This window comes from Anaerostipes sp. CAG:276 (assembly GCF_000432215.1).
Lineage (GTDB): Bacteria > Bacillota > Clostridia > Lachnospirales > Lachnospiraceae > Anaerostipes > Anaerostipes caccae.
In genome coordinates this window covers 90,089-105,476 of record NZ_FR889179.1, presented here as the reverse complement: position 1 = coordinate 105,476, position 15,388 = coordinate 90,089, and the positions used below count along the sequence as shown (strand labels likewise).

At 45.7% G+C, this 15,388-nt stretch carries 14 protein-coding genes; 10 read left to right on the top strand and 4 right to left on the bottom strand.

The genetic code is table 11. The annotated features are described in order from the left end of the window. Positions 1-13: 13 nt before the first annotated feature. The 6 genes from QVP35_RS04480 to QVP35_RS04455 all read left to right on the top strand — a co-directional run bounded on the left by QVP35_RS04480 (position 14) and on the right by QVP35_RS04455 (position 6,135). The gene (locus tag QVP35_RS04480) at positions 14-652 is read left to right on the top strand and encodes a hypothetical protein (RefSeq protein ID WP_006568390.1); all 639 of its coding nucleotides are present in this window, start codon (positions 14-16) and stop codon (positions 650-652) included. An 82-nt stretch (positions 653-734) separates the two neighbouring features. After that, positions 735-1,925, top strand: a complete 1,191-nt coding sequence (gene metK / locus QVP35_RS04475) for a methionine adenosyltransferase (protein ID WP_009290016.1) — start codon at positions 735-737, stop codon at positions 1,923-1,925. A 12-nt stretch (positions 1,926-1,937) separates the two neighbouring features. After that, positions 1,938-3,605, top strand: coding sequence for an adenine deaminase (ade, locus tag QVP35_RS04470; RefSeq protein ID WP_022260835.1), 1,668 nt, complete (start codon positions 1,938-1,940; stop codon positions 3,603-3,605). Position 3,606: 1 nt separating this feature from the next. Further along, positions 3,607-4,470 carry a polysaccharide deacetylase family protein gene (locus tag QVP35_RS04465; protein WP_009290014.1) on the top strand — a complete coding sequence of 288 codons (864 nt, stop codon included), beginning with the start codon at positions 3,607-3,609 and terminating at the stop codon, positions 4,468-4,470. A gap of 186 nt (positions 4,471-4,656) precedes the next feature. Then, a complete protein-coding gene (locus QVP35_RS04460) occupies positions 4,657-5,184 on the top strand; it encodes an N-acetylmuramoyl-L-alanine amidase (RefSeq protein WP_009290013.1) in 528 nt (175 codons plus the stop codon). 90 nt (positions 5,185-5,274) lie between these two features. Next, positions 5,275-6,135 carry an AraC family transcriptional regulator gene (locus QVP35_RS04455; RefSeq protein WP_009290012.1) on the top strand — a complete coding sequence of 287 codons (861 nt, stop codon included), beginning with the start codon at positions 5,275-5,277 and terminating at the stop codon, positions 6,133-6,135. A gap of 49 nt (positions 6,136-6,184) precedes the next feature. Here the strand turns inward: QVP35_RS04455 and QVP35_RS04450 are convergent, their stop codons facing one another. Beyond that, positions 6,185-7,228, bottom strand: coding sequence for a ribonucleotide-diphosphate reductase subunit beta (locus QVP35_RS04450; protein WP_009290011.1), 1,044 nt, complete (start codon positions 7,226-7,228; stop codon positions 6,185-6,187). A 20-nt stretch (positions 7,229-7,248) separates the two neighbouring features. Beyond that, positions 7,249-9,540 carry a ribonucleoside-diphosphate reductase subunit alpha gene (locus QVP35_RS04445; RefSeq protein ID WP_022260834.1) on the bottom strand — a complete coding sequence of 764 codons (2,292 nt, stop codon included), beginning with the start codon at positions 9,538-9,540 and terminating at the stop codon, positions 7,249-7,251. 334 nt (positions 9,541-9,874) lie between these two features. On the opposite strand from QVP35_RS04445, the gene QVP35_RS04440 reads away from it, so the two are divergent. Together QVP35_RS04440 and QVP35_RS04435 are read left to right on the top strand one after the other, a co-directional pair. Then, entirely contained in the window at positions 9,875-11,431 is a 1,557-nt protein-coding gene (locus QVP35_RS04440) for an alpha-glucoside-specific PTS transporter subunit IIBC (RefSeq protein ID WP_009290008.1), read from the top strand. A 29-nt stretch (positions 11,432-11,460) separates the two neighbouring features. Further along, entirely contained in the window at positions 11,461-11,943 is a 483-nt protein-coding gene (locus QVP35_RS04435) for a hypothetical protein (protein ID WP_009290007.1), read from the top strand. A 62-nt stretch (positions 11,944-12,005) separates the two neighbouring features. On the opposite strand, the gene QVP35_RS04430 is transcribed toward QVP35_RS04435, so the two are convergent. Together QVP35_RS04430 and QVP35_RS04425 are read right to left on the bottom strand one after the other, a co-directional pair. Beyond that, positions 12,006-12,245, bottom strand: a complete 240-nt coding sequence (locus tag QVP35_RS04430) for a hypothetical protein (protein ID WP_009290006.1) — start codon at positions 12,243-12,245, stop codon at positions 12,006-12,008. 120 nt (positions 12,246-12,365) lie between these two features. Further along, positions 12,366-13,286, bottom strand: coding sequence for an AraC family transcriptional regulator (locus QVP35_RS04425; protein WP_009290005.1), 921 nt, complete (start codon positions 13,284-13,286; stop codon positions 12,366-12,368). A 239-nt stretch (positions 13,287-13,525) separates the two neighbouring features. Between QVP35_RS04425 and QVP35_RS04420 the strand changes: the two genes are divergently transcribed. Then, a complete protein-coding gene (locus QVP35_RS04420; protein ID WP_009290004.1) occupies positions 13,526-14,860 on the top strand; it encodes a 6-phospho-alpha-glucosidase in 1,335 nt (444 codons plus the stop codon). A 19-nt stretch (positions 14,861-14,879) separates the two neighbouring features. Then, positions 14,880-15,365 carry a PTS sugar transporter subunit IIA gene (locus tag QVP35_RS04415; protein ID WP_009290003.1) on the top strand — a complete coding sequence of 162 codons (486 nt, stop codon included), beginning with the start codon at positions 14,880-14,882 and terminating at the stop codon, positions 15,363-15,365. Positions 15,366-15,388: the final 23 nt, after the last annotated feature.

Genomic DNA, 15,388 nt, shown 5'->3' with positions numbered 1-15,388 from the left:
GGGGGAATTGCCGGTGCGACAATACCTGAAGAATGAAGTTTTTAAAATATCCAAGTGGATAGAGTTTTATTTATCTGCGCTGATTGCCATAGCGGTTATCGGCGGCGGGATCTGGATGATCAAAGATCTGATCGCTATTTTATCATCTAATCCGGATTCCGATGCTGTCTATCAGTTTGTACTCAATGCATTTAATCTTGTGATCTGCGTGGAGTTCATTAAGATGCTTTGCAGGCATACTGCGTCGACACTGGTAGAAGTACTGATGTTTGCGATTGCAAGACAGATGATCGCGCAGCATACCAGTCCGGTAGAAAATCTGCTCTGTATTTTTTCAATCGCGGTCCTCTTCATTATAAGAAAGTATTTTCTGGACCGTTTTGAGGACATTGACAAGACAGTATTTCTGCCGAACCAGAAGATTGCCAAAGTAAATGAGCTGGTCCATGTGAACATTCCGGAGGAATACAAAGGAGAGTCCATAGGAGAAGCAGTACTTAAGGGCATTGATTTGGAAAATGAAGAAGTAAAGTGCGGGCATTGTTATTATTTTCCGGGCGGGGCAGTCCGCGTATCTAAGGTTGCCGCAGGGCAGGTGAAGGAAGTGGAAGTCATCCGCAGCAGGAATGTAAATATCATGCCGAATTTATGATTTTAGATTGAAGCAGGTCCGATCAGTTCGGGCCTTTTTCGATATATATAGTTGCTGTACAGCAGAGCGAAAGGAGCACATAATGGAAAAAATATTATTTACATCAGAATCCGTGACTGAAGGACATCCGGACAAAGTCTGTGACCAGATTTCAGATGCTATTTTAGATGAACTGTTAAAACAAGACCCGATGAGCAGGGTAGCATGTGAGACTTGTACCACAACAGGACTCGTTATGGTCATGGGCGAGATCACAACCAATGCCTATGTGGATATCCAGAAAATCGTAAGGCAGACTTTGACGGATATCGGATATACGAGAGCCAAATATGGATTTGACGCGAGCACCTGCGGTGTCATTACGGCCATTGATGAGCAGTCCAAAGATATTGCCCTTGGTGTGGACAAGGCCCTGGAGGCAAAGGAATCTGATATGTCTGATGAGGAACTGGATGCGATTGGCGCAGGTGACCAGGGCATGATGTTTGGCTATGCCACAAATGAGACGGAGGAGTATATGCCGTATCCGATTTCTCTTGCTCATAAGCTGTCCAAGAGACTTACGCAGGTGCGTAAGGATGGGGTTCTTCCTTATCTGAGACCGGACGGCAAGACGCAGGTCAGCGTGGAATATGATGAAAACGGAAAGCCTTTCCGTCTGGAAGCTGTAGTCCTGTCTGCACAGCACGATCCGGAAGTGGATCAGGAGCAGATTCACGAAGATGTGAAGAGAGAGATCTTTGATAAGGTTCTGCCGAAAGAAATGGTGGATGATCAAACAAAATTTTTCATCAATCCCACAGGACGTTTTGTCATCGGGGGACCGCAGGGTGATGCGGGACTTACGGGAAGAAAAATTATTGTGGATACCTACGGCGGATATGCACGGCACGGCGGCGGAGCTTTTTCGGGCAAGGACTGTACCAAGGTAGACCGTTCGGCTGCATACGCTGCGCGTTATGTGGCAAAGAATATCGTAGCTTCCGGACTGGCTGATAAATGTGAGATTCAGCTGTCCTACGCGATTGGTGTTGCACATCCGACATCCATCAATGTGGATACGTTCGGCACCGGGAAAATATCCAGCGAAGACCTTGTGGAACTGATCAGGAAAAACTTTGATTTAAGACCGGCAGGAATCATCAGGATGCTGGATCTGAGAAGACCGATCTACCGTCAGACATCAAATTATGGTCATTTCGGAAGAAATGATCTGGATCTGCCGTGGGAACGCCTGGACAAAGCCGATATGCTGAGAGAACAGGCCAGATAAGAGGATACAATAATGTCATACGACCTTGTGTTTAAAAACGGAACCATCGTAGATGTAAAGGCAAAGACAAGTTACAGGGCAGATCTGGCTGTGTCAGGGGGAGTGATCGCGGAGATCGGCAGACTTGACGGAGAAAGAGAAGTGGACTGCAGCGGAAAGGTGCTCTGTCCGGGATTCATCGATGCCCATGTCCATATTGAGTCCAGCATGGCATCACCGGCCGCGTTTGCAGAGGCAGTGCTGCCCCACGGGACTACGACAGTAATCGCTGATCCCCATGAGATGGTCAATGTCAGGGGAAATGAAGCTATGAAATATCTTCTGGATGTATCAGAGGATCTGCCGGTTTCCGTCTATGTGATGCTGCCGTCTTCCATTCCTTCCACACCATTTGAAACTAATGGGGCGGATTTCACGTCTAAAGATATGGAGGCGTGGATCGAACATCCGAGAGTGCTCGGCCTAGGTGAGGTTATGTGTTATCCGGATGTTCTTGCAGGAAGAAAGGATATTATGGATAAGATCGCTCTCTGCAGGGGAAAAGTGATCGACGGTCATGCTCCCGGACTCTCGGGAACCGATTTGCATCGATATATACAGGCAGGGGTTATGACGGACCATGAGTGTACCTCCTTTGAAGAGGCAGAAGAAAAGCGGAGAGCCGGAATGAAAATTCTCATCCGGGAAGGAAGTGCGGCAAGAAATGTGGAGGCAATCGTTTCAGGAATCGTGAAGAAAGGCCTGGACACGGAAGGATTTCTTTTCTGTACAGATGATAAACATCTGGATACGATCGAGCACGAAGGTCATATCAGCTATAATATAAAGAAAAGCATCCGGCTGGGACTTAAGCCGGAGGAAGCAGTGGCCATGGGCACTTGGAATACGGCGCAGACATATGGTCTTGCCGGCGTCGGATGCCTGGAAAAGGGATTTGATGCAGATATCGCAGTCTTAGATTCTTTGGAGAATATGAAAGTGCTCGAAGTGTACAAAAAGGGTATCCCGTCCGGGCGTCTGCTGAAAGACAGGGCGGAACATGAATCGGATTACAGGGGAATGATGCACACAGTGAATCTGAAACCGTTCACTGAGGAACAGCTGAAACTGCACACAAAAGGAAAAGTGCCGGTAATCGGACTGGTGCCCGGACAGATTACGACAAGGTACCTAAAAGAAGAGGTGGCTGCTGAGAACGGTCTTTTTTGTCCCGATTCCACATATTCAAAGCTGTGTGTGTTTGAGCGGCACAGAGGTACAGGGAATATTAAGGCAGCTCCGCTGAAGGGATATGGGATCACTAATGGAGCAGTTGCCACATCGGTTGCCCATGACTCACACAATATTATTGCAGCAGGAGATAATGACAGAGACATTATGAAAGCTGTGGAGATGATACAAGAGATGCAGGGAGGCTATGCTCTGGTGCAGGATGGAAAAGATGTGGGGAGACTTCCCCTTCCGATTGCCGGACTCATGAGTACGCAGCCTGCAAAGGAGATACAGAGGCGTTTGGATGCCATGGTACAGAGAGCCAGGGAAATGGGAGTATCAGAGGACTGTGATCCTTTCACAACATTGTCATTTATGGCGCTCCCGGTGATACCGGAACTGCGCCTGACAGATAAAGGATTGGTGGATGTAAAAAACTTTCAGATGATAAAGGAAAAAGGTGAGTAGAATGAGCAGAAGAAGGAAAACAAGAAGGAAATGGAACAAAGCCGGTATTGCCGGATGGATTCTTTTGCTGGCAGTGATCGCCGCCGGCAGTATCTGGTTTGTCCGTTCCGGAAAGACAAAATACACGAGTCTAAATGACGGGATTGGAGAAATGACGGCTAAGGCCAATGAAGGCGTCATAGACAAAGGCACAGGAGATGAATTAAAAGAGTCACTCTATGTACCGAGAAAAATTGATAAGACGAAGAAACTGATCGCATTTTCTTTTGATGACGGTCCGGCCAGAGAGAACACGGACAGGATCGTCAAAGCTTTAGATAAAAATGACGCGAGAGCAACATTTTTTATGCTGGGACAGAATGCCAACCTGTATCCGGAATTGGTAAAGGAAGTCATGGATTCAGGAAATGAAGTGGCAGGACATTCATGGAATCATCCTCAGCTCACAAAAATCGGGGCTTCCGGAGTCCAGCTGCAGATGCAGAAGATGAACGCTGCCATCTCCAAGGTGACAGGAGCAGATGTGGGACAGCTTAGACCTCCTTACGGTGCCATCAATGACACAGTAAAAGCCAATGTTGATGCGCCTCTGATTTTATGGAGCATCGATACACTGGATTGGAAGACACTGAATACAAATGCCACGGTCAATACGATTTTAAAGCAGGCTAAGGACGGAGATATCGTATTGATGCATGATATCCATAAACCTTCGGTGGCGGCAGTGGAAAAGGTTCTTCCTCAGCTGAAAGCAAAAGGATTTGAAGTGTGCACGGTATCTGAACTGCTGGAAGCCAAGGGTATAAAGGTAGGCAAGGGCGATGTGGTCATAAGTGCAAACCAGATCAACAGGTATAAAAAATAGGTTACATAGGATCAGTGATTCACTCACCCGGGTGAGTGATTGACTGCAGAACTATTGCTTGAGCAGCAGAAAATTTTTATAATAGACCTATCACAAAAGACAGGTGTAGGTTGTAAGATTAAGGCAGGACCGTCTTTATGGTTTTGCCTTTTTCATTGATCCGAAATAAAAAAAGGAGGCAAATGTATGAAAAAAGCAGTAATTTCAGTGGGCCACAGTATTTTGAAAAACGGTATGTGCACTTCAGCCAGCGGTGTTGTGAATGAATACCAGTATAACAAGGCGCTTGCCCCTCTTTTAAAGGTGTACCTGGAGAAGAACGGGTGGAAAGCAGATGTTGTTGTATGTCCCGAAAAGAAATTTGCATCTAAGGAAGAGGAAAAATCATATAAACTACCTCTCATCAATCAGGGCGTCTATGATCTGGCTTTGGAACTGCATTTAAATGCCAGCGACGGAACAGGACATGGCGCGGAAGTGTACTACAAGACGGAGACAGGAAAAGCGTATGCACAGAGAGTTCAGAAAAAGCTGGCCGGTGTATTCAGGGACAGGGGAGCGAAAAAAGAGGATCATCTGTATTTTCTGAATGGAACAAAACCGGCGGCTATTCTTGTGGAAAGTTTTTTCTGCGATAATAAGGGTGACTGTGAATTGGGAAAAGATATGAAAAAGGTAGCAAAATTGATAGCAGACGGAATTGCAGGAAAATAGTCTGTGAGGCAGTTCTCTTTTTCGTGCACAGATTGAGAGGAATATTTTTTCATATGGCTGTATTCTTTTGTTGTAGGAGGGAGTTTAGAGATGGAATGGATGAAGCGGCTGAATCAGGCCGTATCGTATATTGAGGAACATCTGACAGAGGAAATCGATTATGAGGAACTTGCAAAGATTGCATGCTGTTCCACTTATCATTTTCAGAGAATGTTTTCTTATATTGCAGATGTGACGCTGTCGGAATATATCCGCCGCAGACGAATGTCTATGGCAGCGGCTGAGCTGAGCACCGGAAAGGAAAAGATCGTGGATATAGCACTTAAATATGGCTATGATTCACCGACCGCATTTAACCGGGCATTTCAAAGTGTTCATCACACAGCGCCTTCGGCGGCGAGAAAAAACGGTATCATATTGAAATCCTATCCTCCCATCAGTTTTCAGATCACAATAAAAGGAGATGCAGAGATGAATTACAGAATTGAGACAAAAGAGAGCTTCCGTATTATAGGGCCGTCTGCGCCGATGCACAAAGATGTGGAAAAAAACTTTCAGATGGTACCCGGACTGTGGACAAAAGCTGCCGCAGACGGATCTGTCCAGAAACTGGTTTCTAAGATTGGAAAAGAACCTCAGGGCATTTTGGGAGTCAGTGCATGTGACGATAAGTCAGAGCAGTGGAAATATCTCATCGCAGTTTCAAGCGATGATCCCGCAGAAGAAGGCTGGGATGAATATATGGTTCCGGCTGCCACCTGGGCAATCTTTGAAGGAGAAGGTACCATGCCGGAATCGATTCAGCAGCTGGAAAAGAGGATCGGGACGGAATGGCTGCCGAACTCAGGATATGAGTTTGGGGAAGCGCCGGACATTGAGGTATACTTGAATGCGGACCCTGAAAATGCAAAATATGAAGTTTGGGTTCCGGTAAAGAAGAAAAGTGAATAAACGGTAAATCAAAGATCCGGCAGCTGTAATAACTGCCGGATCTGCATTTTTACAGATCATCCACTAAGGCACTGCTTTTTGCATACGCAGTGCTTTTTGCCTCGAAAAAATCTGTTTTAATCATGTTGGCATTAGAGAACTGGCTGACCCAGGACATGGATTCCGGTTCAGTTTCACTGCCTGGATAGATGGGTTCAAAACCGAGATTTTGGCACCTCAGATTTCCAAGATAACGGATATATTCCTCCACCATTTCTTTTTTGAGACCCTGGATCTCATCGCCGATCACATAATGACCCCAGCGGATTTCCTGCTCACAGCCCTTTTTAATCATCCGGCGGTAGTCATTGATACAGTCAGGATGGAACAGGGAGGGTTCTTCCTTCTTTAATTCCAGCAGAATATTTTTGAACAGCCACAAATGTGTATTTTCATCCCTGTTGATATACCGGATTTCCTGTACAGAACCAGGCATACGGTGATTTCTTCCAAGATTATAAAAAAACATAAAACCGCTGTAAAAGTAAATGCCTTCTAAGATGTAGTTGGCAACGAGTGTTTTTACGAATGTTTCTGTATTTTTATTAGTCTGAAAATCATTATAAAGGTCTCCGATGAATTGATTTCTCTCCAGCAGATGAGGGTCATTCTTCCACTGATACAGGATATCGTTTCTTTCCTGGGGCTCACAGATCGTATCCAGCATATAGCTGTAACTCTGACTGTGGACTGCCTCCTGGAATGCCTGGATCGACAGGCACAGATTGACTTCATTGGCTGTGATATATTCACTGATATTTGGAAGGTTTGCCGTCTGAATGCTGTCCAGGAAGATAAGAAAAGAAAGGATCTTATCATATGCCCGGCGTTCAGGCTCGGAAAGCTGCTTATAATCTTTGATGTCCGTCCCCAGATTGATCTCTTCAGGTATCCAGAAATTATTCATAGCCTGGCGGTACCAGCCGCTGACCCAGGGGTATTTCATATTGTTAAAATCATTCAGGTTCGTTGTATTTCCGTTGATCATCCTGCGCTTTCGGACATCCGTGTCACCGTAAGGATTAAATAAAGGTTTTTTTGTAAGTTCTGTCATCGTTTCTCTCTCTTTCTGTATTATGAAGAACAAACTTCGCAGTCTTCAACTTCAAGACTTTTGGACCGCGTGTAATAAATTGTTTTGACTCCCTGTTCCCATGCCAGAATATAGAGGTCCAGGACTTTTCGGAACGTGTATTCATTGGTGATATACAGATTCATGCTCTGTGCCTGGTCGATGTGTCTCTGACGGACACCGCATGCTTTCACAGACCAGGTCTGGTCAATATAGTGGGCATTTTTATAGTACCAGAATGTCTCCATGGACAGTTCAGGGGCAACTCTTGGGATCAGGCCGTATTTTTTTTCTTCAAGAAAGTAGCGGTTCATGACAGGGTCCAGACCTGCCGTGGTGCCGGTGATGATGCTTGTACTGCTGGTAGGTGCCGCGGCAAGCAGATAGCCGTTGCGCAGGCCGTGTTTTTTGACCCGGTCTTCAAGTGCTTTCCAGCGTCCTTTCGTGAGATCCCGCTTTCTGAAATAATCCCCGGTCTGCCAGTCACTGCCTGGGAAATACGGATAAGATCCTTTTTCTTCGGAAATTTTTGAGCTGGCTGCCAGTGCGGCATAATGGATATCGGAAAATACTTTTTCAGCAAATTTTAAATGTTCTTCGCTCTCCCATTGTATTTTATGCTTTGCCAGCATGTGGTGATATCCGCTGACCCCGAGTCCCACGGGGCGGTATCTTTTGCTGTTGATCTCGGCATAAGGTACGGGAAAAAAGTTCAGGTCGATCACATTGTCCAGGGCTCTTACCGCACTCTCTGTGACGTAGGACAGCTGTTCATAATCAGTGACACACAGATTCCCGAGGGAGAGGCTTGCAAGATTGCAGACGACAAAGTCTCCCGGTTTTGTGACAGTGACAACGACTTCTTCACCGCCGATCATTTCAATTTTCTGTTCTGTCTGCCCTGAGGCACTCATGTTCTGGGCGATCTCGGTACAGAGGTTGCTGCAGTAGATGATTCCTTTATGCCGGTTGGGATTTGCGCGGTTGACATGATCCCGGTTGAACGTAAAAGGCGTTCCAGTCTCTGCTGCACTTTTGATGATCATCCGTACAATATCTTTGATAGGGATCACACGCTTACTGATTCTTTCATCAAGGACACAGTCCAGATATTTTTCGGTCCACTCTGTTCCATAGCAGTCCTCCAGTGCATAGCCTTTGACTGTGAGTATCTCATGGGGGCACATCAGGTACCAGTTGCCTTCAATATTGTCTCTTGCCTGTTCCCAGAAATAGTCGGGATAGCAGACGGCAGGGAACACATCGTGGGCTTTCATCCGCTCATCTCCGTTGTTTGTCCGGAGACTAAGAAATTCGGGAAGGTCTCTGTGCCAGACGTCCAGGTAAACGGCCACGGCACCCTGCCGCATTCCAAGCTGGTCTACGGCCACAGCCGTATCATTTGCGAGCCGTATCCAGCGGATTACACCTCCTGCGGCTCCCTCAAATCCACGGATTGAACTTCCGCTGGCCCTGACTTTTCCAAAGTAAAGGCCCATGCCTCCTCCGAATTTGCTGACCTTGGCAAAGCTGTCGATACTCCGGTAGATTCCGTCCAGGCTGTCCGGAACCGTGTCGATGAAACAGGAAGAGAGCTGATGATAAGGTTTCCTGGCATTAGAAAGAGTCGGAGTGGCCATAGTGACCTGGAGGAGGCTTAACATATCATAAAATCGTTTGACCCATTGATTTCTGTCTTCTGTTTCCTTCATTGCCAGATGCATGGCGATGCCCATGAACATCTCCTGGGGAGTCTCCAGAGGATTCCCCTGCCGGTCCCGGATTACATACCGGCTGAGCAGAAGCTCCAGACCAGAATAATGAAACAGGCTGTTTCGTTCCGGCCGGATCCAGGATGAGAATAAATGAATCTCATCTTCAGCGTAATTTTTCAGGATATAATCTCCATATAAATTCTGCTGACTCAAAAAGACAATTTTTTCATAGAAATTCCGGATCTGATATTCTTCTAAGTTGTTTTTAACCACAGATTCGAACTCCAGGATTTTGAGTCTTGCGGCAATATTCTCCCATTTGGGAGCCTCCTGGGAAGTGAGTTCGGCGGCTGCTTTAACAAGCAGAAGGAGTTTTTCATGATCCTCCATACCTTCCTTTAGAAAACTCTGAAACTTCTCATTCAGGATGTTTAAGCTATATTCCTCCTGTAGAAATTCATTCTGTATGGATTTGAGCAGGTCTCCGATCGGAAATTTCTCTGTCCGGAATGACTCAAGTATTGCCTGCCGTACGACGACAGCGTATTCGGAACCCTGTGCTGTTGTTATGTTTTTCATAAAAATGTTCACCTTTCAACTATATGTAGGATGCTAAAAATTATATTAGCACAATATATTGATCTTGACAACGTATATCAAGAATAAAACTGATCCAAAAAGACACGGAAATTTATTCCTCCTGGGAAATTTCACAGGAATTGTGCAGCTTCATTGTTTGATAGCCCCTCTCCCTAAAGCCTTTGTATATATTGATTACATTTTCAAGGTCTGTTAGGATGAATTTGTTGAAAATAACAACACAGTAAAGACCATAAAATTCCGTCTGATGTGTTGTGCTCAATACCCAGGCGCCGGGCTTTGAGTCCAGTTGACAAAGAAAGGATGAAAAATTATGATGCAGAAAATTCAAAAATTCGGCGGGGCGATGTTTACACCGGTTCTCTTGTTCGCTTTCGCGGGAATTGTCATAGGGATCGGAACCCTGTTTACCACAGAGACTATTATGGGCAGTCTAGCCGCTCCGTCCAGCATGTGGTACAAATGCTGGAATGTGCTCTTACAGGGCGGCTGGACCGTATTTAACCAGCTCCCTCTCCTGTTTGTTGTCGGACTTCCGATTGGCATGGCGAAAAAACAGAATGCCCGGTGCTGTATGGAAGCTTTGGTTCTATATCTCACATTCCATTATTTCCTCAGCACGATCCTTTCCCAGTGGGGAGGAGTCTTCGGAGTTGACTTTGCACAGGAAGTCGGCGGTACAAGCGGTCTCACGATGATCGCAAATATAAAAACCCTGGATATGGGCATGATGGGAGCACTCGCTATTGCGGGAATCGTCATTTACTTACATAACCGTTTCTTTGACACGGAACTTCCGGAATGGCTGGGCACGTTCAGCGGCTCTACTTTCGTATTCATGGTCGGATTTTTTGTGATGATTCCTGTGGCAGTCCTCGCAGCATTATTATGGCCGAAAATCCAGCTTGGTATGTTTGCATTCCAGGGATTTGTCAAAGGAGCGGGAGCTCTCGGAATATGGGTCTTCGTCTTTTTAGAGAGAGCCCTGATTCCTTTTGGCCTGCACCATATCTTATATTCACCTTTTTATTACGACAATGTAGTGGTACCAGGCGGACTTTATGCCTACTGGGCAACCAAGCTTCCTGAGATCGCAGCATCCAGTGCGTCTTTAAAATCGCTGGTTCCTATGGCAGGATTCACATCTACAGGGTTTTCCAAGATCTTCGGATGTCCGGGAATCGCACTTGCTTTCTACTCAACTGCGAAGAAAGAGAAGAAAAAGAAGATCTTAGGTCTGCTGATTCCGATTACTCTGACCGCGATATTCTGCGGTGTGACAGAGCCGATCGAGTTCACCTTCCTGTTTGTGGCGCCTGTACTCTTTGTAGTACACGCACTGCTGGCGGCAACCTTATCGACTACGATGTATTTGGCAGGAATCGTAGGAATTCACTCCGGAGGAGCGATCGAAATGGCTTCTTTAAACTGGATACCGCTGATGGGAAATCACTGGAAACAGTATCTGCTCCTGCTGGTCATCGGTCTTGCATTTACCGGAATTTATTTTGTGGTATTTAAATTCCTGATCCAGAAATTTGACTTTAAGACACCGGGACGGGAAGATGATGATGAGATTAAATTTGGTTCCAAGGAAGAATTCAGAGAGAAGAAAGGTTCTAAGCAGGACCAGAAAATCGAGTTTGCGCAGCTGATTCTCGAAGGACTGGGGGGAAAGGACAACATTGAAGATGTGACCAACTGTGCCACCAGGCTCAGGGTCAACGTAAAGGATGAGACTCTTTGTAAAGATGACCCGTATTTTAAATCCATAGGAGCCCATGGCTGCTCTGTGAATGGAAAATCATTTCAGGTTATTATCGGCCTGAAAGTAGCAGGCGTCCGGGATGATTTTGAAAGTTTACTGTAATATATTGAGTTAAGAAAGCAGGGATGAAGATGATGAATGTAAAAAGCAGCAGATTAGACAGGTATTACAATATCGCCAAGGTCCTCCTTTGCCTGACGCCGTTTGTGTGTCTTGCATACCTTTCCATGGGGGCGGCCAGAGTGGGAGGCTCAGTCTCAGCCGCGATCGGGGAAGACCCGAAGCTTGCGGTGATGTTCCTGGTGTCTATGATCAATCCGTTTATCGCATACCTCATGACGTTTATGCAGAAGAAATTACACATGGATGCTGCCTATGCAGCTGTCAATCTCACCCTGCTCATTGCAGCTGAAATCATGCTTCAGAATGTATGGTATATCCTGCTCCTTGGATTTATATTGTATAAGACTTTACGGGAGTATGGACTGACCATCAGGGAAAGTTTTAGGAAGGAATGGAGAGAAAACTTTCTGAGTATCATCTCGGGGAGCCTTGTAGTTATAGGACTTTGCTCTGTTTGTCTCTTCGCCACCATAAGAATTGCCCTGCACTGAACAGGAAAAGCCGCAGAACTTCTCTAATCTGCGGCTTGCCTTTATTATGATGAAATATCTGTTTACATATCTCCAATAGAGAAATTCACCAGACGAAAGTAGTCTTTTACATTCTGAATCTTCAGGCCAAGGTATAAACGTCCCCCATTCTCTCGGTGCTCTTGATACAAATTCTTTTGAACACTGCAGCTGTTTCTGATATCCACAGACTTCCCGCCTTCAGACAAAAGATTCACAGGGCCGCTGCACCGGTCTGCAAGGTATAAAAATTCTTCCAGATTGAAAATATAAAGTTTTATCATTGTATCTGTCCTCCTTCCATAAGATCAAAGTTTTCAGGAGAGACAGAATCAGGGCCCTGTTTCTGTTCTGCTTATCTGTTAATATAATAATAACGAAAAAATACAGATAAAAATATAAGATTACTGCTGTTTTATATCAGGATTCTGCCATTTGCAGCGGTATTCCCTGGGCGTGCACCCCATGACTTCCCGAAAAGTTTTTCCAAAGTAGCTGCTGCTTCCGAGGCCGCAGGACTGGCCGATATAAGAAACAGACAGACTGGGATCAGAGAGCATGATACAGGCTTGCCGGATTCGGAAGTTTTTTACGTATTCTGAAGGAGTTATGCCAAGGCTCTGCCGAAATATACGGAAACATTCCCGCTCACTGATATAGGCGGCAAGTGCGATCCGGGGCACAGTAAGCTTCTCAGAATAATGATCCTGGATATATTCCATCATTGACTTTATCTTTTGGTCCGAACCGCTTTGCGGTTTCTTTTGGCCTAAAAGAGGCCGGGATAAAGAGAGCATAAGACACCAGAGTTTAGAGAGAGCCGACCGGAGCAGTATTTCATATCCAAATTCGTGGGGAGATAAGAAAAAGGAATCCCGGAGCAGCTTAAGAAGCCTCTTTTCTTTTGGAGTCCGGGGATAAAAGCTGAGTATTTCCGCCTGCGGGGAACCGGTGAACGGAAGAATATACTTTTGATCCAGCAGGCTGCCGTGTTGTCCGCTGATCAGTGAGGAATCAAAGATATGATCCAGCTGGATCGTATCTTTTTTTGGATCCAAAGACTTTGTGGAATGCAGAATATTGGAGTTGACCATGCCGCCGGAACCTTCCGGGAAGACTATTTTTCCGCCTGGAGTGTCATACTCCAGAGTTCCTTTTTCAATGTAAAATAATTCGATCTCTTTATGCCAATGCCACGGTATCTGTCCGCCGATGCAAAGGCCAAACTCTACATAGGAACAGGTATATGGAAAATCCGGACCAAAATCGGGGAACAGTTCTTCTTTGGAATTGTTTTTATACTGGATTCCATGCACATGATTCATAGGTTCACCGCCTTTCTCTATTCCTATATTAATACAGCTTTCTAAAGAACGCAAATCTCTGAAAAACAAGGAAATATCCCGTTTTCAGAGGCTGTGAAAATTCACAGCTTTTGTTCTGTGTCACGGAACCAATGACCACTCCCTAAACCCTGAAAATCTATTGTCACCGGATGCTTTTGGGGTGTACTATTTGGTCAGCGAAGAAAGCAACAAAGCAAATAGCTAGGAGGATGTTGATTATGGCAAAGAAAAAATATGCAGTTACAGTGGCAGGCGGGGGCAGCACATTTACACCGGGAATCGCGCTGATGCTCTTAGAGCACATGGACCGCTTCCCGATCAGAAAGATTATGTTTTACGACAATGACGCCGAGAGACAGGAAGTAGTGGCAAAGGCATGTGAGATTTATCTGAAAGAGCACGCGCCGGAAATCGAATTCGGATATACGACAGATCCGGAAACTGCGTTTACAGATATTGATTTTGTCCTGGCACATATCCGTGTAGGAAAATATGCGATGAGAGAATTAGATGAGAAGATTCCGTTAAAATATGGAGTGCTCGGACAGGAAACATGCGGACCGGGAGGAATTGCCTACGGAATGCGTTCCATCGGCGGCGTTATCGAAATTTTAGATTACATGGAACAGTATTCTCCGAATGCCTGGATGCTGAACTACTCCAATCCGGCTGCCATCGTTGCGGAGGCGACCAGAAGGCTGCGTCCCGACTCAAAGATCCTGAACATCTGCGACATGCCGATTGACCTGGAAGAGAAAATGGCAGATATGTGCGGGCTGTCTTCCAGAAAAGAAATGCAGGTCGGATATTATGGGCTGAATCATTTCGGATGGTGGCATAAAATTTATGACAATAACGGAAATGATTTGATGCCGCAGATTAAAGAGCATATGAAAGCAAACGGTTTTGCAGATGCACTGTCCGATACAAACCAGCATGTGGATGAAAGCTGGGTACATACTTTCCAAAAGGCAAGAGATGTCTACGCAGTCGATCCGGAAACGATCCCGAATACCTACTTAAAATATTATCTTTTCCCTGATTATGTAGTAGAGACATCTGATCCGGATTATACAAGGGCCAATGAAGTCATGGACGGACGGGAGAAATTTGTGTTTGGAGAATGCAGGCGGATTGTAGAAAACGGCACAAGCAAAGGATGTGCGTTTGAGGCGGATGCGCATGCAACTTATATCGTTGACCTTGCCTGTGCCATCGCTGAGAATACACAGGAAAGATTCCTTCTGATCGTTCCGAATGAAGGGGCAGTGGAAAACTTTGACCGCACAGCCATGGTTGAGATTCCGTGTATCGTGGGCTGCAACGGTTATGAAAAGATCTGCCAGGGAGCGATTCCTCAGTTCCAGAAAGGATTGATGGAACAGCAGGTGAGTGTAGAAAAACTGACAGTGGAAGCGTGGATCGAGGGAAGCTATCAGAAATTGTGGCAGGCGCTTACTCTTTCAAAGACAGTTCCGAGTGCAAGAGTTGCAAAACTGATCTTGGATGATCTGATTGAAGCAAACAAAGACTTCTGGCCGGAACTGAGATAAGTCAAATGGGAGGTATGGGATGTTCGGATTTTTAAAGGGAAAAAGTAAAAAAGAGAAAATATTTTATTCCATGGTAACCGGAAAGAGTATTGACCTTTCTGAGGTAAACGATGAAATGTTTGCAGGAAGGGTTCTGGGTGACGGAATCGCTGTCTGGCCGGAGGAGGATGTGTTTTCAGCTCCCTGCACCGGTACAGTGACTACGGTGACGGATACAAAGCATGCTATCGGACTTGAGAACGGTGACGGTGTTCAGGTGCTCATTCATATCGGACTGGACACGGTAAAACTTGATGGAAAGGGCTTTGAAACTTATGTGGAGCCGGGGCAGAAGGTAAAAGCCGGTGATCCCCTTGTAAAGGTGGACCGTCAGATGCTCAGGGAAGAAAAAATTCCGGATGTCTCCATGCTGGTTTTCATAGAACCAAACGGACATAAGCTGACTAAATTTTATACAGGACAGACAGTGGAAGCGGGAACAAGTCCTCTGGTGGAATACGAGTAGGAAATTTCTCCATTATCGAAAGG

Coding starts and splice junctions, on each gene's coding strand:
- ade (WP_022260835.1), top strand. CDS start 1,938: ATGTCATACGACCTTGTGTTTAAAAACGGAACCATCGTAGATGTAAAG.
- QVP35_RS04430 (WP_009290006.1), bottom strand. CDS start 12,245: ATGATAAAACTTTATATTTTCAATCTGGAAGAATTTTTATACCTTGCA.
- QVP35_RS04440 (WP_009290008.1), top strand. CDS start 9,875: ATGATGCAGAAAATTCAAAAATTCGGCGGGGCGATGTTTACACCGGTT.
- QVP35_RS04435 (WP_009290007.1), top strand. CDS start 11,461: ATGATGAATGTAAAAAGCAGCAGATTAGACAGGTATTACAATATCGCC.
- QVP35_RS04425 (WP_009290005.1), bottom strand. CDS start 13,286: ATGAATCATGTGCATGGAATCCAGTATAAAAACAATTCCAAAGAAGAA.
- QVP35_RS04445 (WP_022260834.1), bottom strand. CDS start 9,540: ATGAAAAACATAACAACAGCACAGGGTTCCGAATACGCTGTCGTCGTA.
- QVP35_RS04420 (WP_009290004.1), top strand. CDS start 13,526: ATGGCAAAGAAAAAATATGCAGTTACAGTGGCAGGCGGGGGCAGCACA.
- QVP35_RS04455 (WP_009290012.1), top strand. CDS start 5,275: ATGGAATGGATGAAGCGGCTGAATCAGGCCGTATCGTATATTGAGGAA.
- QVP35_RS04465 (WP_009290014.1), top strand. CDS start 3,607: ATGAGCAGAAGAAGGAAAACAAGAAGGAAATGGAACAAAGCCGGTATT.
- QVP35_RS04450 (WP_009290011.1), bottom strand. CDS start 7,228: ATGACAGAACTTACAAAAAAACCTTTATTTAATCCTTACGGTGACACG.
- metK (WP_009290016.1), top strand. CDS start 735: ATGGAAAAAATATTATTTACATCAGAATCCGTGACTGAAGGACATCCG.
- QVP35_RS04460 (WP_009290013.1), top strand. CDS start 4,657: ATGAAAAAAGCAGTAATTTCAGTGGGCCACAGTATTTTGAAAAACGGT.
- QVP35_RS04415 (WP_009290003.1), top strand. CDS start 14,880: ATGTTCGGATTTTTAAAGGGAAAAAGTAAAAAAGAGAAAATATTTTAT.